The sequence below is a fragment of the Actinacidiphila sp. bgisy145 genome, from assembly GCF_057708125.1.
Genome location: NZ_JBYIRL010000022.1, coordinates 119,235 through 136,763 on the forward strand (window position 1 = coordinate 119,235; position 17,529 = coordinate 136,763).

General features: G+C 75.9%; 14 protein-coding genes. 9 read left to right on the forward strand and 5 right to left on the reverse strand.

Annotated elements, in window-relative coordinates:
- Nucleotides 1-22 precede the first annotated feature (22 nt).
- Genes AC3ERT_RS20970 through AC3ERT_RS20980 form a run of 3 tightly spaced genes read right to left on the reverse strand, consistent with a single transcriptional unit; the run spans nucleotide 23 to nucleotide 2,357 of the window.
- Complete coding sequence (locus AC3ERT_RS20970; RefSeq protein WP_435175987.1) at nucleotides 23-895, reverse strand: 5-oxoprolinase subunit C family protein; 873 nt, start codon at nucleotides 893-895, stop codon at nucleotides 23-25.
- A complete protein-coding gene (locus AC3ERT_RS20975) occupies nucleotides 892-1,584 on the reverse strand; it encodes a 5-oxoprolinase subunit B family protein (protein ID WP_435175989.1) in 693 nt (230 codons plus the stop codon). Before AC3ERT_RS20975 ends, AC3ERT_RS20970 begins: the two co-directional genes overlap by 4 nt.
- Nucleotides 1,581-2,357 (reverse strand): LamB/YcsF family protein, encoded by a 777-nt coding sequence (locus AC3ERT_RS20980; RefSeq protein WP_435136869.1) that lies wholly within the window; start codon nucleotides 2,355-2,357, stop codon nucleotides 1,581-1,583. Before AC3ERT_RS20980 ends, AC3ERT_RS20975 begins: the two co-directional genes overlap by 4 nt.
- Before the next feature lie 224 nt (nucleotides 2,358-2,581).
- Between AC3ERT_RS20980 and AC3ERT_RS20985 the strand changes: the two genes are divergently transcribed.
- The 3 genes from AC3ERT_RS20985 to AC3ERT_RS20995 all read left to right on the forward strand — a co-directional run bounded on the left by AC3ERT_RS20985 (nucleotide 2,582) and on the right by AC3ERT_RS20995 (nucleotide 9,822).
- Nucleotides 2,582-4,054, forward strand: a complete 1,473-nt coding sequence (locus tag AC3ERT_RS20985) for a hypothetical protein (RefSeq protein ID WP_435136933.1) — start codon at nucleotides 2,582-2,584, stop codon at nucleotides 4,052-4,054.
- 96 nt (nucleotides 4,055-4,150) lie between these two features.
- The gene (locus tag AC3ERT_RS20990) at nucleotides 4,151-5,035 is read left to right on the forward strand and encodes a hypothetical protein (RefSeq protein ID WP_435136866.1); all 885 of its coding nucleotides are present in this window, start codon (nucleotides 4,151-4,153) and stop codon (nucleotides 5,033-5,035) included.
- Between the two features lie 116 nt (nucleotides 5,036-5,151).
- On the forward strand, nucleotides 5,152-9,822 hold the full coding sequence (locus tag AC3ERT_RS20995) for a hypothetical protein (protein ID WP_435175991.1): 4,671 nt from the start codon (nucleotides 5,152-5,154) through the stop codon (nucleotides 9,820-9,822).
- 30 nt (nucleotides 9,823-9,852) lie between these two features.
- On the opposite strand, the gene AC3ERT_RS21000 is transcribed toward AC3ERT_RS20995, so the two are convergent.
- The gene (locus tag AC3ERT_RS21000) at nucleotides 9,853-10,257 is read right to left on the reverse strand and encodes a hypothetical protein (RefSeq protein WP_335979897.1); all 405 of its coding nucleotides are present in this window, start codon (nucleotides 10,255-10,257) and stop codon (nucleotides 9,853-9,855) included.
- Between the two features lie 189 nt (nucleotides 10,258-10,446).
- Between AC3ERT_RS21000 and AC3ERT_RS21005 the strand changes: the two genes are divergently transcribed.
- The 4 genes from AC3ERT_RS21005 (at nucleotide 10,447) to AC3ERT_RS21020 (ending at nucleotide 14,779) form a co-directional block, all read left to right on the forward strand.
- Nucleotides 10,447-13,197, forward strand: coding sequence for a sensor histidine kinase (locus AC3ERT_RS21005; RefSeq protein ID WP_435175993.1), 2,751 nt, complete (start codon nucleotides 10,447-10,449; stop codon nucleotides 13,195-13,197).
- Entirely contained in the window at nucleotides 13,194-13,616 is a 423-nt protein-coding gene (locus tag AC3ERT_RS21010; RefSeq protein WP_335979893.1) for a roadblock/LC7 domain-containing protein, read from the forward strand. Before AC3ERT_RS21005 ends, AC3ERT_RS21010 begins: the two co-directional genes overlap by 4 nt.
- 35 nt (nucleotides 13,617-13,651) lie before the next feature.
- Complete coding sequence (locus AC3ERT_RS21015) at nucleotides 13,652-14,068, forward strand: DUF742 domain-containing protein (RefSeq protein ID WP_435175995.1); 417 nt, start codon at nucleotides 13,652-13,654, stop codon at nucleotides 14,066-14,068.
- A gap of 111 nt (nucleotides 14,069-14,179) precedes the next feature.
- Nucleotides 14,180-14,779, forward strand: coding sequence for a GTP-binding protein (locus tag AC3ERT_RS21020; protein WP_335979890.1), 600 nt, complete (start codon nucleotides 14,180-14,182; stop codon nucleotides 14,777-14,779).
- Nucleotides 14,780-14,851: 72 nt separating this feature from the next.
- Here AC3ERT_RS21020 and AC3ERT_RS21025 read toward each other — a convergent pair whose 3' ends face one another.
- Nucleotides 14,852-15,250, reverse strand: coding sequence for an Mpo1-like protein (locus AC3ERT_RS21025; RefSeq protein WP_435175997.1), 399 nt, complete (start codon nucleotides 15,248-15,250; stop codon nucleotides 14,852-14,854).
- Between the two features lie 139 nt (nucleotides 15,251-15,389).
- Between AC3ERT_RS21025 and AC3ERT_RS21030 the strand changes: the two genes are divergently transcribed.
- Together AC3ERT_RS21030 and AC3ERT_RS21035 are read left to right on the forward strand one after the other, a co-directional pair.
- The gene (locus tag AC3ERT_RS21030) at nucleotides 15,390-16,310 is read left to right on the forward strand and encodes an NUDIX hydrolase (protein WP_435175999.1); all 921 of its coding nucleotides are present in this window, start codon (nucleotides 15,390-15,392) and stop codon (nucleotides 16,308-16,310) included.
- Nucleotides 16,307-17,452 (forward strand): molecular chaperone DnaJ, encoded by a 1,146-nt coding sequence (locus tag AC3ERT_RS21035; protein ID WP_435176001.1) that lies wholly within the window; start codon nucleotides 16,307-16,309, stop codon nucleotides 17,450-17,452. Before AC3ERT_RS21030 ends, AC3ERT_RS21035 begins: the two co-directional genes overlap by 4 nt.
- The last annotated feature ends 77 nt before the right edge of the window (nucleotides 17,453-17,529 follow it).

The following is a 17,529-nucleotide window of genomic DNA, read 5'->3' on the forward strand; positions in this document are numbered from 1 at the left end:
AGCCGCGGGGAACCGCGCCGGGTCAGCGGAGGGACGTGGGGGCGAAGCGTACGGGGGCCCCGGGGGCGGCTTGGCCCGCGGCAGCGACCGCTGGGGAGGGGACGACCCCGATGACGGGGTACCCCCCGGTGGTGGGGTGGTCGGCGAGGAAGACGACGGGCCGCCCGTCCGGGGGGACCTGAACCGCCCCGAGCACCATCCCCTCGCTGGGAAGCTCCTCATGGCGCACCCGGGCGACGGGCGGCCCGAGGGTGCGCAGGCCGATCCGGTTGGAGGCGGGCGAGACGGTGTAGCGCCCGCGCGCCAACGCACGGAGGGCGCCGGGCGCGAACCAGTCCGCACGGGGCCCGGGCACCAGCGGAAGGACGAGTTCGGCACCGAGCGGACCGTACGGAAGGACGTCGCAGCCGCCGGCCGGGCCTAAGCGTGCGCGGCCCAGGGGGAGTTCGGCGCCGTCGACCAGCGGCGCGGGGCCCAGCCCGGAGAGGAGGTCGGCCGCGCGGCTGCCCAGCACCGGGGGAAGGTCGAGCCCCCCGGCGAAGGCGACGTAGGAGCGTATCCCGCAGGTCGCGGCGCCGACGTCGAGGACCGCACCGGCCGGGACCCGGACGGGCGCGCCCCAGGCGGCGGGGCGGCCGTCCACCCGGACCGGGCAGGCGGCCCCCGTCACGGCGGCGACGAGCGGGCGGGAGGGGCGTATCGCGCAGCCGGTCACGGTGGTCTCCAGCCCCGCCGCTCCGGGGGAGTTGCCGACCAGGCGGTTCGCGAGGAGGTGCGCCGGGCGGTCGAGGGCACCGGAGGCGGGCACCCCGAGGTGCGCGTATCCGGGCCGCCCGAGGTCCTGGACGGTGGTGAGGGCGCCGGCGCGTACGACGGCCAGCACGGCGCCGCTCACCGCATACCCGGCAGACGGACGTCCTGGCGGACGGCCCGGCCGACGTCCCGGAAGCGGACGGCGGTGCCGGGCGCGAGCAGGGCCGCCGGGTCCCGGCCGGTGTCCCACAGCACGGCGTCGGTCGTCCCGACGATCTGCCAACCCCCGGGCGAGGACCGCGGATACACCCCGGCGTACGGCCCGGCGAGGCCGACCGACCCCGGCGGTACGGCCGTTCGCGGGCTGGCCCGGCGCGGCACCGCCAACTCCGGCGGCAGGCCGGTCAGATACCCGAACCCGGGGGCGAACCCGCAGAACGCCACCCGGAAGCCGGTCCCCGCGACGGTCTCGGCCACACCCGCCGGCGACATGCCCCACAGCGCCGCGACCTCCGCCAGGTCCGGCCCGTCGAACCGTACGGGCAGCTCGACGGTGTCCGCGGCGGCGGGCGGCAGCGGCGGCACCTGCCAGCGCACCACGTCCGCCGCGAACGCCCGCGGGTCGGCGAGCCCGTCGACCAGCACCGTACGGGCCGCGGGCACCACCTCCGCCACGGCGCCCAACGCACCGGCCGCGCGGCGCCGTTCCAGCTCCGCGTGCAGCGCCTGCGCCTGCGCGCTGTCCGCCACCTCGACCAGGACGGCCGACGCCCCGGCCCGCAACGCCCGTACGGCCGGCACCCCGGCACCCGGATCGGCCGCGCCGGTCACGCGAACGCCTCCACCCGCAGCCCGGCGTCCTGAAGGGCGCCGCGCACCCGGGCGGCCAGCAGCGCCGCGCCGGGGGTGTCCCCGTGCAGGCACAGCGACCGCGCCGCGACCGCGACCGGCTCCCCGGTCAGCGCCGCCACCCGGCCGTCGCGGGCCAGCCCGACCGCGCGGGCCACCACCGCCTCCTCGTCCGCGACCACCGCGCCCGGCTCGCGCCGCGGCACCAAGGTGCCCGCCCGGGTGTACGCGCGGTCCGCGAACGCCTCAGGTATCGCGGCCAACCCGGCCCGCTCCGCCGCCGCGAGCAACCGCGAACCGGGCAGCCCCAGCACCGGCAGCGGCCCCGCCAGCCGTATGCCCGCCACCACCGCCTCGGCCTGCTCCGCGTCGTGCACCGCCCGGTTGTACAGCGCGCCGTGCGGCTTCACATACGCCACCACCGCGCCCGCCGCCCGTGCGAACACCTCCAACGCGCCTATCTGGTAGGCCACCTCCGCCGCCAGTTCGTCCGCGGGCACGTCCATCGCCCGCCGCCCGAAGCCCGCCAGGTCGCGGTAGGAGACCTGCGCGCCGATCCGCACCCCGTGCGCGGCGGCCAGGTCGCACACCCGCCGCATCGTCGCCGCGTCGCCCGCGTGGAAGCCGCACGCCACGTTCGCACTCGTCACGACCGCGAGCAGCGCCTCGTCGTCGGTCAGCCGCCAGCGGCCGAAGCCCTCGCCGAGGTCGGCGTTGAGGTCGATCGCCGCCGGTGCCGCCGCTTGCCGCGCCATGATGATCCCCGTCCCCCCGAGTCCGCCGCGCATCGCCGCCGATGCCCATGGCACGATCATGGCAGTTCCCGCGGCCGCGCGGCCCCCGTTGTCCACAGCCCCCCGTCCACCCCGTACGCATCCGTGCCGTTTCGTGTGTTGTCGGTGGCAGCGCCTAGTGTTGGGGGGTGACCACGACCGTCCCGCACCTTCCGCCGCAGCAGTCGCGGCAGCAGCCGCAGCCGCTGCCGGGTGCGCCGCGCCCCGCGCCGGGCCCGGCGGCCGACGAGGGGCTGGCCCGCCGGCTGCGCGCGCTGGCCTGCACCGCGCCGCTGCACGACCTCGACACCCGCAAGGCGAACCTCGCCGGGGCGTACTCGGTCTACGCGATGGCCGAAGTGGCGCTGGCCGCGATCGACCTGGTCACCCTCAACATGGACTTCGACACCGGCGCGGACCACGACCAGATAGTGGCCAGGCTGCTGCCCCGCGTCGCCGCCCAGGCCCCCGACCGCGCCCAGGCCGAACACGAGCGGGTCGCCCGCTGGGTGCTGGAGAACCTGATCAACGTCGGCAGCGCCGACCGCGGCTTCCGCGCCGTCTACGGCACCTTCGGCGCCGACGGCGCCTACGTCCGCCGGGACTACGACTTCAAGCTGATCGAGGAGGTCGCCGGCCCCGGCGGCACCGTCTACCTGCGCGCCACCGACGAGGCGGTCAACGTCCTGGTCGGCGCCCTGGACACCGACGTCACCAGCGCCCAGATCGCCGCCGAGGTCAAGTTGGAGGTGCTGATCAGCCGCGGCCGCCTCGCCGACGCCCAACTCGCCGCCGAGCAGGCCCGCTACCGCACGGTGCAGTATGCCGAGACCCTCCGCCGCACCCTGGAGGCCACCCGGCGCAACGTCCGGGCGGTCGACTGGCTGCGCCAGGTGCCCGACATGATCGCCGAGGCGCTGGACCACGTCGCCGACCGCTACCGGCACGAGAACGCGATCCTCACCAACATCCGCAAGGCGCGCGACGAGGCGGAGGAGCCCGAGCACAAGCGGCGCGCCGCCGAGCTGGTGGACATCGTCAAGGACTGCATCCGCCGCCACACCCAGCTCCAGTCCCGGCTGCTGGAGGCCGGGCCGCTCTTCCGCGCCGAGCAGGACCGGCAGGCGTTCGCCGCGCCGCCCGCCCGCGCCGGACTCGACCTGTACGGGCAGCTCGTCGCGCCGCTGCTGCCGCTGCCGGTCGAGCAGGCCTCCCGCGTCACCGACGCGTTCTTCGCCCGCGGCACCGGTCTGCGCACCCCCGGCGCCGTCCGCGTCACCGACCTGGTCGACCTGCTGCTCACCCCGCCGGCCGAACGCGACCACCTGGGCGCGGAGATGCCCGAACCGGACCTCGTGGCCACCCCCGACGACTCCCGGTTCAGCGACGAGCAGCTGGAGTCCGCGCTCGCCCTGCTCGACCTGCCGCCGGACGCGCCGCGCCGGCTTTCCGGCCTGCTCGCCGAGGCCCGCCGCCAGGACCCCGACCTGCCCTACCTCGTGGCGCTGCTGGCCATCCACGCCGCCTCGCCGCCGGTCGGCACCGCCCACCGCCAGGGCGAACCGCGGCTGCTGTTCGCGGTGGACGACGGCACTGTGCTCGACGACCCCGAGTTCGGCGGCGCCGACCTCGTCCTGGGCACCGCGCTGCTGGCCGGAGGCGCCGAGCATGACGGATGACGACCCCGTGTACCCGGCCGCACCCCGGCCGCCGGCCGCCCCCACCGACCACCCCCGGCAGCGCAACAGCCCCCGGCAGCAGAAGGAACGCACGACGTGAGCACCGATCGGCAGGACGACCCGCGGGAGTCGGGCGAGGCGGCCGGGCCGTCCCCGATCGTGCCCGCCGACGTCGCGGACGCCGCCCGCCTGGTCGGGTTCGGCCTGCAACCCAAACTGGTCCCGGCCCGCGACACCGAGTACGCGGAACTGGTCCGCCGGCACCGCGACGACCCGGCGTTCGCCCGGATCGCCGACGCCGTGGCGGCCGGGCTCGGCCTGATCGTCCTGGAGGTCTCGCCGCGGGCGGGCATGGCGGTCGCCGCGGCCGAGGACTCGGTCTTCGCGGTCCGGATGGGCGACTACGCCCGCCGCGCCGCCTCCGACTCCGGCGACCGCTTCCTGCACGGCCTGGCCCACCTCGCCGCGGCCGCGCTCGCCTTCCCCCGTCCCGAGGACCTCGCCGACGACGGGTACATCGGCCGGATCACCGTGCACGGCGTGGACGCCTTCGTCCGGCAGGCGTGCCGCCGGCTGGAGGAGCGCGCCGACGAGAGCGGGGAGAACACCGACCCGGCCAGCGACGCCCCCGGCCTGGAGGCGGCCTGGCGCGTCTACACCCGGCGCAGCGCCACCGGCGCCACCAAGGACGCCCGGCGACTGGCGAGTTCCACCACCGGCATCATCGGCAAGGCCGTCGCCTTCCTCGTCGACTCCGGCTTCCTCCAGCGCACGGGCGACGAGTCCGGCGGCACCTACCGCACCACCGCCCGCTACCAGCTCCAGGTGCGCGACATGGCGGGCAGCGCCGCGATGGCCGAGCTCCTCGAACTCGGCGTCGTACCGGTCGGCGACGGCACCGCCAGCCTCGTACCCGCTGCCGACGGGGAGGCCGCGGACCTCGCCGCCGACGCGGGGCTGCCCTTCCACGCCGGCACCTGACCACGGCGCTGACCCCGACCCGCCCCCGGCACCTGACGACCTGCGCCCGTCCCCGTACCCAGCACCTCAGGCGCCCCCGACCACCCCGACCCCTCCCGACAACGAAAGCCCCCCGCATGTACGAGCTCTCCCGGCTGCGCCTCTACTCGATCGGGCCGGCCGGCGCACGCTACGCCGACACCGTCCTCGACCTGCGCGGCGTCGGCGAGCCCGTGCCTCAACCCGCGCCCGCCCAGGGGGACTTCTTCGCCGACGAGCCGACCGGGCCGCCGCGCCGCCCCGCCCCGGCCGGCGTGCTCTTCCTGGAGAACGGCGGCGGCAAGTCGGTGCTGCTCAAGCTGATCTTCTCGGTGATGCTCCCCGGCCACCGCAACACCCTGGGCGGGGCCAGCTCCGGCGTGCTGCGCAAGTTCCTGCTCGCCGAGGACTGCGGCCATGTCGCCCTGGAGTGGCAGCACACCCTCACCGGCGAACTGGTCGTGGTCGGCAAGGTCAGCGAGTGGCGCGGCCGCCAGGTCTCCTCCGACCCGCGCAAGTTCGCCGAAGCCTGGTACTCCTTCCGCCCCGGCCCCGGCCTCAGCCTGGACTCCCTGCCGGTCGCCGAGGCCACCGCGGTCCGGCCCCCGGTCGAGGGCGCGTCCGGTGCGCGCGGCCGCCGCCGCACCATGAAGGGCTTCCGCGACGCGCTGACCGAGGCGGGCAAGGCGTACCCGCACCTGGAGGTCGTCTGGGAGGAGATCCACGACCGCTGGAACGAACACCTCGGCGACCTCGGCCTGGACCCCGAACTCTTCCGCTACCAGCGGGAGATGAACGCCGACGAGGGCGAGGCCGCGGGCCTGTTCGCGGTCAAGAAGGACTCCGACTTCACCGACCTGCTGCTGCGCGCGGTCACCGACACCCGCGACACCGACGGCCTCGCCGACCTCGTGCACGGCTTCGCCGGAAAGCTCGGCCGCCGCGCGGAACTCACCGCCGAGCGCGACTTCACCGCCGGTTCGCTCGACCTGCTGGACCGGATCGTCGAGGCCGCCGCCGTACGCGACCAGGCCCGCGGCGTACACGCCCAGTCCGAGCGCCGCACCCGGGTGCTGACCCGGCGGCTGTCCGCCCGCGCCCGGCAGGAACGCGCCCGCGCCGCCGACCTCGCCCAGGACATGGCCGACGCCGCCCACACCGTCACCGACACCGAGCAGGCCAGGGCCGGCAGCGCCCGCATCGCCGCCGAACTCGCCTACCGGCACGCCTCGCTGGCGCTGGCCGGCGCCGAGAAGGGCGCCGCGGCGCTGCGCCGCGAGCTGACCGACGCCCGCACGCTGCACTCCGCGTGGCAGACCGCCGAGACGGTGCTGCGGCACCGCGCCGCCGGCGACCGGCTGGCCCGCGTCACCGAGGCGATCCGCGCCGCCGAACGCGACGCGGCGCCCGCCCTCGCCGCCCGGACCCAGGCCGCCGCCGAACTGGTGCGGGCGCTCCAGGGCGCCGCCGTACGGGCCGAGCGGCAAGCCGACGACGAGGAGGAGCGTTCCGCCACGCTCCAGACCCTCGCCGAGGGCGCCCACCGCGACGCGACCGCCGCCGCCACCGAGGCGCAGCGCGCCCGCAGCGAGAGCGGGCACCTCGGGCAGCGGCTCGCCGAGGTCGAGCAGGAGACCGCCGAGGCGGTCCGCGCCGGGTGGCTCGACGACACCGCGCCCGACGCCGACCCGGCCCGTGCCGCGCTCGCCGCCGCCGACGCCGAGCGCACCGCGGAGACCCTGGCCAAGGCCGCCGCGGACACCGCGACCGCGGCGAGCGCCCGCGCCCGCGAGGCCGCCGCCGCCGAGGCCCGCGCCGAACTCGCCGCGGCCCGCGCCACGGACGCGCTCACCGCCGCCGCCACCGCCCAGCGCGCGGCGCTCGACGCGACCGCGTCGCTGACCACGGACGCGCGGGCGCTGGCGCTGCTCGGCCTGGGCGAGCACACCACCGCCGAACCGGCCGACAGCCCCGTCCCCCCGGCCGACAGCCCCGTCCCCCCGGCCGACAGCCCCGTCCCCCCGGCCGCGGCCGGCAGCCCCGTACGCCCTGAAGGGCCGCTGAGCGCCGAGGAGCTGGACCGGTTCGCCGAGCCGCTGCGCGAGCTGGTCGAGGACGCGGTGGCCACCGCCGAACGGCAGATGTTCGAGCTGCGCACGGCCGCCGCCGACGACGCCCGCATCCTGGGCGCGCTCGGTGACGGCGGACTGCTGCCGCCCGGCCCGGACGTCCTGGCCACCGTGGAGTTCCTGGGCGAGCACGGCGTGCCCGCGCTGCCCGGCTGGCGCTACCTCGCCCAGGCCGTCCCGCCCGCCGACCACGCCGCCGTGATGGCCGCGCGCCCGGAGCTGGTCGACGGGGTCGTGGTGACCGACCCGGACTCCTACGCCCGGGCCCGGGAGGCGCTGGCCCAGGCCGCGCTGCTGCCCCGCTCCACGGTCGCCGTCGGCACCGCGGCCGCCCTGCTCGCCCCGCCGCCCGCCGCCGACCACGCCCCCGACGTGTTCCTGGTGCCGCCGAACCCGGCGATGCACGACGAGATGGCCGCCGACGGCGAACGCCGGGAACTGCGCGCCCGGGCCGCCGCCCGCGAGGAGGAGATCCGCACCCTCGCCGCCCGGCTGGCGCACGACCGGAGCCTGGCCGCGCGCCTGGCGTCCTGGCGCGCGTCCTGCCCGCCCGGGCGCCTGGCGGAACTCGCCGCCGAGGTCGCCGCCGCCCAGGACACCGCCGAGGCCGCCCGCGCCGAGCTGGCCGCCGCCCGCGAGGAGCGCGCCGAGGCCGACGCGGCCGCCGCCGAGGCGGGCGCCGACCACGACGCGCGCCGCGCGGCCGCCGAGCAGGCCCGCCGCCGCGCGGACCAGCTCGCCGGGCTCGCCCACCGGCTGCGCGAGCGCGCCAACTGGCAGCGCCGCGCCCGCGAACTGGCCGCCGACGCGGCCGAGGCCGAGGCCCGCGCGGAGACCTGCCTGGACCGGGCGCGCGCCGCCGACGAGGACCGCCGGGCCGCCCAGCGCGCCTCCGACGACGCCCGCCGCACCGCGCGGGTGCTGCGCGCCGAGCGCGCGGAGATCGCCGGCGCCCCCGAGGACACCCCCGAGCCCGACCCGGACACGCCGTCCACCGTGTCGCTGCCCGCGCTGCGCGAGGCGTACCGGGCGGCCTCGCAGGTCTACGAGCAGGTCGGCGTCGGCGCGGACCTGCGCGCCGAACAGGCCCGCGCGGAGAGCACCGAGAACGCCGCGCTCGCCGAACTCGAACGCCTCAGCAACAAGGTCCGCAGCCGCGCCGCCCAGCTCCTCGAAGGACCCGACGGCGCCGACGGCCCCTCCCGGCAGGCCGCGGCCGGCCGCGCCGAACAGCTCGTACAGACCCTGGAGTCACGCCAGTCCGCGGCCAGCGAGCAACTCGGCCGGCTGCGCGCCGACGCCGAACGCCTCGCCCCCGCCGACGGCGACGCCCACGCGGAACTGCCCGACGCGCTCACCCCGCGCGACGCCGACCACGCCCAGCAGCTGCTGCGCGCCGCCAACGCCGAACTCGCCACCCACCAGGAGGAACTGGAGCAGGCCAGGGCCGCACACGCCGACATCGTCCGCGCCCACCGCGCCGCCGAGGACGCCGCGAGCGGCTTCGACGAGACCGCCGCCCTGCTGCGCGACCTGCTGCGCGACGGCCCCCACGCGGCGGCCGAGGAGGAGGAACCCGAGCCCTACCCCGGCAGCCTCGCCGAGGCCCGGCAGGCCGCGGCCGAGGCCCGCCGCGGGCTGCGCGGCTGCGCCGCCGACCTGTCCGCCGCCGACACCCAGCTGCGCGACGCCTGCGATGTGCTGGTCCGGCACGCCAACGCGGTCCGCTACGAGCAGGTGCGCACCCCGGCCCGCCAGCAGATCCGGGAACTGCCCGCCTCCTCACTGCCCGAGCACGCCGCCGCCTGGGCCGCCGCCTTCGCGCCCCGGCTGCGGGTGCTGACCGACGAGCTGGGCCAGCTGGAGCGCAACCGGGACAGCATCGTGGACCGGCTGCGCGGCCTGGTCGAGTCCTCCCTCGCCACGCTCCGCTCCGCGCAGCGGCTCTCCCGGCTGCCGGAAGGGCTCGGCGAGTGGTCCGGGCAGGAGTTCCTGCGCATCCGCTTCGACGACCCCGACCACGCCCTGCTCACCGACCGGCTCGGCGAGGTCATCGACGAGGCCACCCGCGCCGCCGTCCGCAAGAACTCCGACCTGCGGCGCGACGGCATGACCCTGCTGCTGCGCGCCGTCGCCGCCGCACTCGAGCCGCGCGGGGTCGCCGTGGAGATCCTCAAGCCCGACGCGGTGCTGCGCGCCGAGCGGGTGCCGGTCGGGCAGATGGGCGACGTGTTCTCCGGCGGGCAACTGCTCACCGCCGCCATCGCGCTGTACTGCACCATGGCCGCGCTGCGCAGCAACGACCGCGGCCGCGACCGCCAGCGGCACGCCGGCACCCTCTTCCTGGACAACCCCATCGGCCGCGCCAACGCCACCTACCTGCTGGAGCTCCAGCGCGCGGTCGCCGACGCGCTCGGCGTGCAACTGCTCTACACCACCGGCCTGTTCGACACGACCGCGCTCGCCGAGTTCCCGCTCGTGGTGCGGCTGCGCAACGACGCGGACCTGCGGGCCGGGCTGAAGTACATCAGCGTGGAGGAGCACCTGCGGCCCGGCCTGCCGGTGCCCGACCCGCGCGGCGAGCAGGTGCACGGCGAGATCACCGCAACCCGGATGTTCCGCCGCCCCGTGGAGGCGTGAGCGAAGCGCCCCGGCCCGGCCCGCAGCTGCTCAGACCCCGCCCGGCAGCGGGCCGCCGGGTATGTGCCGCCGATGGCCGGGGCCGCGGCGGGCGGCGGCCCGCGCCGCACGGCGGGCGCGGCGGCGCTCCCGCCGCAGGCCGCGCGCCGCGCTGCTCGGGCTGGACACCACTCCGTTGCGCTGGTTCCACACCTGGCGGGTGACCCACACGTCGAGCACCGCCCAGCTCGCCACGACACTGGTCAGCACCGTGGCCAGCGTCACCGGCGCGCTCAGCCAGGAGTCGCCGGCGGCCAGCAGCACGCTGGCCAGCGCCTCGGTGAGCGCGACCGCACTGATCAGCACCGCCCGCACCGCGGCCGCCCGCACCGGATCGGGCATCCGCCGCGCGCCCACGGGCTGTTCCTCCCACATCGACCGGTGTTCGAACTCCATAGAAGGTGCTTGCCCCGAAACGTCCGTACGCATTCCGCCCGATCCATCACTCGAAAAGGTGGCACTTTCCAGCCAGACCCGGGTGACCCTCCGGACTCACTTTCGAGTTGCCAGTGGTGCAGTAGTAGGCTCACGCCGTTTGCACGCCACAGACCGATCCCCGTTCCGGGGTGAGACGTTGGGGAGGCCATGCGCTTTCGCGGTACGACGATCCGCCGGAAGATCGTGGCGCTGCTGCTGATCCCGTTGGTGTCCCTCACCGCCATCTGGGTCTTTGCGGCGACGATCACCAGCCGTGCGGTGTTCGGACGGCCTGATCCCCAGCGAATAGCGAACAAGGTGCTCTATCCGCTCCAGAACGCGCTGGGCAGTCTCCAGCAGGAGCGGAAGGCGGCACTGCTGTACATCGCCAACACCCGGGACTCGCAGGCGCGGACCGCCTTCGAGAAGCAGGGCCAGGTGACGGATTCGGCCATTGCCGAGCTGCGCACCGACATCTCCGGCAGCGGTGTGACCAAGGACATCAACTCCCAGGCCCGCGCCCACCTCGACGCGTTCTTCTCCGGCATCGACGGCCTGACCGGACTGCGCCAGCGGGTGGACAACCAGCACATCTCCCGCGAGGACACCTACGCCGGCTACAACACCTTCGAAGCACCGGCGTTCGCGTTCTGCGACAGCCTCTACCTGATCGACAACACGAACATCGAGCCGCAGCGCACCGCCGGTATCGGCGTCATCAGGGCCGAGGAGCAGATCTCCCGCGAGGACGCCCTGATGGGCGCCGCGATCAGCACCGGCCACATGAGCCGCGACGAGTTGACCGCGTTCACCTCCGCGGTCGCCGTGGAACGCGGCTACTACGACGACAACGTACCGGTCCTGGCGAAGGCGGACCGCGCCCGGTTCGAGGCGTTCTGGCAGAGCACCGCGGGAAAGCAACTGCGCGCCGCGCAGGACGCGGTGTCGGCCGCCACCCCGACCGACGCGCCGATCGTCGCCGCGCACCAGTCCTGGCCGACGGTCGCCGGTACCGCCATCACCGACGTCAACAAGCTCGATGAGCAGGTCGTCGTCGACTTCACCGACAGCGCGGCCCCGGTGCCCACCACCCTCGTCGTGGAAGCCTCGCTGGCCGGCGGGCTCGGCCTGATCGCGGTGGTCGCCTCGCTGATCGTGTCCGTACGGATCGGCCGCGGCCTGATCCGCGACCTGACCGGGCTGCGCCGCGAGGCCCAGGAGCTGTCCGGCACCCGGCTGCCGCGCGTCATGCGCCGCCTCGCCTCCGGCGAGCAGGTCGACATCGAGACCGAGGTGCCGCGGCTGGAGTACTCCGACGACGAGATCGGCCAGGTCGGCCGCGCGCTCAACGTCCTCCAGCGGGCCGCGGTCGAGGCGGCCGTACGCCAGGCCGACCTGCGCAAGGGCGTCTCCGACGTGTTCGTCAACCTCGCCCGGCGCAGCCAGGTGCTGCTGCACCGCCAGCTCACCCTGCTCGACGCGATGGAGCGCCGCACCGAGCAACCCGAGGAACTTGCCGACCTGTTCCGGCTGGACCACATGACCACCCGCATGCGGCGGCACGCCGAGGGCCTGGTCATCCTCTCCGGCGCGTCCCCCTCCCGGCAGTGGCGCAACCCGGTGCAGCTGATGGACGTGGTGCGCGCCGCCGTCGCCGAGGTCGAGGACTACGAGCGGATCGAGGTGCGCCGGCTGCCGCGGCTGGCCGTGGCCGGGGCCGCCGTCGCCGACCTCACCCACCTGCTCGCCGAACTCATCGAGAACGCCGCGGTGTTCTCGCCCCCGCACACCCAGGTCCGGCTGCACGGCGAGCCGGTGGCCAACGGCTTCGTCATCGAGATCGACGACCGCGGCCTGGGCCTGACCCCGGACGCGCTGCTCGAGGCGAACCTGCGGCTGGCCGAGACCCCGGAGTTCGAGCTGTCCGACACCGACCGGCTCGGCCTGTTCGTGGTCAGCCGGCTCGCCCAGCGGCACAGCGTCCGCGTCTCGCTGCGCCAGTCCCCGTACGGCGGCACCACCGCGGTGGTGCTGGTGCCCTCGGCGCTGCTCACCGAGACCGGGGACGCCGACACCGGTGCGACCCGGCTGGACGCCGCCGACGACGAGATGGTGGCCGCGGAGCAGCCGTACCCCGGCGACACCGAGCACACCTTCCGGCAGTGGGGGATGGACGGCGCGGGCGGCGAGCCGCACAAGGAGCACGCCGTCCACGCCGAGGAACCGCCCGCGCCGCGCCCGGCCGCCGAGCCCGCCGGCCAGACGCCGTTCGGCCTGCCGCGCCGCCGCAAGCGCACCGCGCCGGTGCTGGTCACCGACCACGGCCGCGCGGTCGGCGACCCGCAGCAGCCCGCCCGCGACACGCCCGAACCGCCCGCCGACCAGGGCGGGCACGACCGGGGCGGGCCCGACCAGGACGAGAACACCCAGTGGCCCTGGGGCACGGGGGCACCGGCCCCGCGCGACCCGGGGCCGCCGGTGCAGGCCGTCCCGCACGATGGCGACGGCGCAGGGCCGCTGCCGACCCGCCGCGGCGGCGCCCGTCACCCCGGCCCGGCGCCGTCCCCGCGGAGCCCCGAACCGGCGGCACCGGCGGCACCCACCGCACCCGCGGCACCCGGCGCCGTCCCCGGTGTCCCCTCCGGCAGCACCGTCCTCCCGCGTCGGGTCCGCCAGGCCAACCTGGCCCCGCAACTGCGGGCCGACACCACGCAGTCCGTCCGCCGGGCCGAGGAGGGCGCCGCCCGTGAGCGGACCGCCGAGGAGGTGCGCGACCGGATGGCGTCGCTCCAGCGCGGCTGGCAGCGCGGCCGTTCGGTCGACGCCGACCCCGAGCCGACGCCCCCGGCCGGCGACGACGACCCATCGACATCCGCGACACGAACCACACGAACAACACCTGAGGAGTACGGCCGATGACGGCACCATCCAGCGCGACACGCGAGCTGAGCTGGCTCCTTGACGATCTGGTCGCCCGTGTGGCCAGCATCCGCAAGGCGCTGGTGCTCTCCGGGGACGGTCTGTCCATCGGCGCGTCCGACGGGCTGACCCGCGAGGACTCCGAGCATCTGGCCGCCGTCGCCTCCGGTTTCCACAGCCTGGCCAAGGGCGTCGGGCGGCACTTCGACGCCGGCCGGGTCCGGCAGACCATCGTGGAACTCGACGACGCGTTCCTCTTCGTCACCGCGGCCGGGGACGGCAGTTGCCTCGCGGTCCTCAGCGACGCGGAGTCCGATGTCGGGCAGGTCGCCTACGAGATGGCCCTGCTGGTCAAGCGGGTCGGGGTCCATCTGGGCAGCGCGCCGCGGCACGGCGGCGGCGCGGCGCTCAGCGGCTGACCGCGATGTGTTGAATCTACGGGGGTGGACAGGTCATGACTTCTGAGCCCGGGACTTCTGACGCGTCGGCGGAGCGGTGGTTCGACGCCGCCGCCGGACCGGTGGTGCGGCCCTACGCGATGACGCGGGGCCGTACCAGCCATACCGCGAAGGCCAGGATCGACCTGATCGCCCTGGTGATCACCGGACAGGCGCCGGAGGACGGCCTCACCGCGTTCGACGACCACACCCTGTCGCCCGAACACCTCGACATCATCGAGCGCTGCCAGTACCAGGCCGTCTCGGTGGCCGAGCTGGCGGCAGACCTGGACCTGCCGGTCGGCGTGGTCCGGGTGCTCGTCGGTGACCTGGTGGAAGCCTCGCATGTGCACCTCCACCAGCCGGTGCCGCCGGCCGAGTTGCCCGACGTGAGCATCCTGCGGGACGTGATCGACGGCCTGCGCGCGTTGTAGGGGCGGGCCGGGCCCGCGCCCCTGCCTGAGTCCTGAGTTCTGAGTTCCGAGTTGTGAGTACGCCAGCCGCGGGCACCGCCGCCCGCCCCGGTAGGGAGTAGAGAAGACACCATGGCCCTGCGCACCGAACGCCGTCCCGAGCAGCCGGCCAAAGAGCCGGTGGCGCTCAAGCTGCTGGTGGCCGGCGGCTTCGGCGCGGGCAAGACCACGCTGGTCGGCGCGGTCAGCGAGATCCGCCCGCTGCGCACCGAGGAGTCGCTGAGCGAGGCCGGCCGCCCGGTCGACGACACCGCCGGCGTCGAGGGCAAGCACACCACCACGGTCGCCATGGACTTCGGCCGGATCACGCTGCGCGAGAACCTGGTGCTGTACCTGTTCGGTACGCCCGGGCAGGACCGCTTCTGGTTCCTGTGGGACGAGTTGGCGCAGGGCGCGCTCGGTGCGGTGGTACTCGCCGACACCCGCCGCCTCGCGGACTGCTTCGCCGCGATCGACTACTTCGAGCAGCGCGGCATCCCGTTCGCGGTCGCCGTCAACTGCTTCGACGGCGCCGAACTGCACGAGCCGCAGACCGTCCGCGAGGCGCTCGACATCGACCAGGGCGTGCCGGTGGTGCTGTGCGACGCGCGGGAGCGCGACTCGGCGAAGAAGGTGCTCATCAGTGTGGTGGAGCACGCGGCGAACATGGCGGCGCGCCAGGGCGCGGTGTAGCCGCCGACCGTCAACCCCTCTCCGTACCAGGACACCTGACAGGCCGTCAGCCGGATTCCGGCTGGCGGCCTGTCACGCGTGCGTGGCGTCCTCCGCGTCGTCCGCCTGGTCGGCCGGGCCCGGACGGCCGTTCTCCGCGAGCCACTTCGCCGCGATCTCGCCGAGTTCCGCGTCCCGCCCCGCGAGCATCGTCGCGATCATCCGCACGTCGCCGCGCAGCGACCACGCGGGGTGCCCGAACGTCGCCGGGTTGTTCCCCTCGATGAGGAAGTGCGCCGGCCAGGCGGTCCCGTAGCCGAAGGCCGGCAGCGCCGCGGCGTACCGCAGCCGCCCGCGGGCCAGGCCGTATCCGGTGACGGCCAGCCCGGTGAGGCTGCCCGCGAGGTGCACCCAGCGGGTCGCCGCCTTGGAGTGCATCGCCGCGTAGTAGGGCCAGAACTCCTCGAAGGAGCCGTAGGTCTGCTTCGTCATCACCGCACCGTAGCGCCGGGCCTGGACCGTGTCAGGGGGTCGTGCTATGTTCTTCTCATATCGAGAAACACTCATAGTGAGAACAACTCGGAGCGGGTCCGGCCGCCATGGCGCGCCCGGCGAGCGGAGAGGGGCCGGCGTGGACGCGGCACAGCACGGGCACGGCGGCGAACGGGAGCGCCGTGAGCGGGACTTCCTCGCCGGGTACGACCCGCGCGCGTTCGACCCGATCGCGGTGACCGTCGACGTGGTCGTGCTGACCCTGCGCGAGGGGCGGTTGCACGTCCTCGCGATCGAGCGGGGCGGCCCGCCGTTCGCCGGGGCCTGGGCGCTGCCCGGCGGCTTCGTCCGGGCCGGCAAGGAGTCGCTCGACGCCGCGGCGGCGCGCGAACTCGCCGAGGAGACCGGGCTGGACGCCACCACCCTCGGCCGGGTCCACCTCGAACAGCTCGGGTCGTACGGCCACCCGGACCGCGACCCGCGCATGCACGTCGTGTCGATCGCCTACCTCGCCTTCGCGCCCGGGCTGCCCGACGCGCGGGCCGGCGGCGACGCGGCGGGCGCCGCCTGGCTGCCGGTGGCGGCGGTCGGCGCGGCCGGTGCGGTCGCTGCGGCCGGGCAACCGGAGGCGCCGGCCCGGCGTCCCCACGAGCAGGGCCGGCCGGCCGGAACCCACGGGGGTGGTACCGGCCGCCGGCCCCCGCCCACCGCACCCGGTGAGGCGGTCCTCGCCTTCGACCACGCCGACATCCTCGCCGACGCCCTCGAACGGGCCCGCGGCAAGATCGAGTACACCCCCCTGGCGACCGCGTTCCTCGCCGAGACCTTCACCATCAGCGAGCTGCGCGCGGTCTACGAGACGGTGTGGGGCGCGCCGCTGCACGCGGGGAACTTCCACCGCAAGGTGCTGTCCGTGCCCGGGTTCGTGGAGTCCACCGGGCAGACCGACACCCGCCCCGGCAGCCGCGGCGGCCCCCGGGCGCGCCTCTACCGGGCCGGCGACGCCAAGCTGCTCCACCCGGCGCTGCTGCGCCCGGACCGCGAGGCGGGCATACGGTGAGCGCCGCCGACGCCCGCCCGGCCCGCAGCGGCCCCGGCCCCGGCCCCGTACACGACGTCGGCGCCTCGTCCGGCGCCGAGTCCTCGTACGGCGCGGCCCCCGCCCCCTCGTACGGTTCTGGCGGCCGCCCGGAACCCCGCACCTTCGACGAGGCCCTGGCCGTACTCGACGGCGCCGACCCCGCCTTCCCCGCCGACCCCGCCCGCGCCGCGGCCCACTACCGCCGGCTGGCCCGCCTGCTGCACCCGGACACCGCCCCGCCCGGCCGCACTGCGCAGGCCAACGCCGCCTTCGCCCGGCTCACCGCGGCCTGGCACCACCACGACCGGCCGGTCCTCACCGGCGCCCGCCACCGCTACCTCCTCGGCCCGCGCCTGGCCGCCGGCGACCTGTGCGACCTGCGCACCGCGCGCTACGACCACGACGGGCGCCGCCGCAGCGCCGTCCTGAAGATCCCGCGGAAACCGCGCGACAACGACCTCACCGAACACGAGGCCGACGTCCTGACCCGCCTGGACACCGTTGCCGAACCCCGGCACCGCGCCTACGCGCCCACCCTCCTGGAGAGCTTCCGGCACCGCGCCGACGACGGCACCGAACTCAGGGTCAACGCCCTCGCGCCACTCGACGGCTTCCACAGCCTCGCCGCCGTCGCCGCCGCCCACCCCGGCGGGCTCGACCCCCTCGACGCCGCCTGGATGTGGCGCCGCCTGCTCACCGCCCTGGGCTGGGCACACCGGGCCGGGCTGGTGCACGGCGCGGTCTTCCCCGAACACGTCCTCATCCACCCCGAGTTGCACGGCCTGGTGCTCGTCGACTGGTGCTACGCCACCGCCGTCGGCACCGACGTGCCGGTCCTCATCCACCGCCACGCCGCCGCCTACCCGCCCGAGGCGAGGCAGCACGAACCCGCCTCGGCGGCCACCGACATCCACCTCGCCTCGCTCTGCGTCCGCGACCTGATCGGCCCGCGCGCCCCCGGCCCGATGCGCGCCTTCCTGCGCGGCTGCACCCTGCCGGGGCCGAGCGCCCGCCCGCAGGACGCCTGGCGCCTGCTCGCCGAACTCGACGACCTCCTCGACCGGCTCTACGGACCGCGCACCTTCCGCCCGTTCACGATGCCGGCCGCCCGAACCGCCTGAACCGAACGCGCCCGGTTCCGAAGCCGACCGAGCCGCCCGGCCGTTCACCACCAACGCGCTTACCTGACACCTCGTCA

Bases quoted from the DNA above. Each gene is read 5' to 3' on its own strand.
- AC3ERT_RS20980 (WP_435136869.1), bottom strand. From the start codon at position 2,357: ATGGCGCGGCAAGCGGCGGCACCGGCGGCGATCGACCTCAACGCCGAC.
- AC3ERT_RS20995 (WP_435175991.1), top strand. From the start codon at position 5,152: ATGTACGAGCTCTCCCGGCTGCGCCTCTACTCGATCGGGCCGGCCGGC.
- AC3ERT_RS21000 (WP_335979897.1), bottom strand. From the start codon at position 10,257: ATGGAGTTCGAACACCGGTCGATGTGGGAGGAACAGCCCGTGGGCGCG.
- AC3ERT_RS21005 (WP_435175993.1), top strand. From the start codon at position 10,447: ATGCGCTTTCGCGGTACGACGATCCGCCGGAAGATCGTGGCGCTGCTG.
- AC3ERT_RS21010 (WP_335979893.1), top strand. From the start codon at position 13,194: ATGACGGCACCATCCAGCGCGACACGCGAGCTGAGCTGGCTCCTTGAC.
- AC3ERT_RS21015 (WP_435175995.1), top strand. From the start codon at position 13,652: ATGACTTCTGAGCCCGGGACTTCTGACGCGTCGGCGGAGCGGTGGTTC.
- AC3ERT_RS21020 (WP_335979890.1), top strand. From the start codon at position 14,180: ATGGCCCTGCGCACCGAACGCCGTCCCGAGCAGCCGGCCAAAGAGCCG.
- AC3ERT_RS21025 (WP_435175997.1), bottom strand. From the start codon at position 15,250: ATGACGAAGCAGACCTACGGCTCCTTCGAGGAGTTCTGGCCCTACTAC.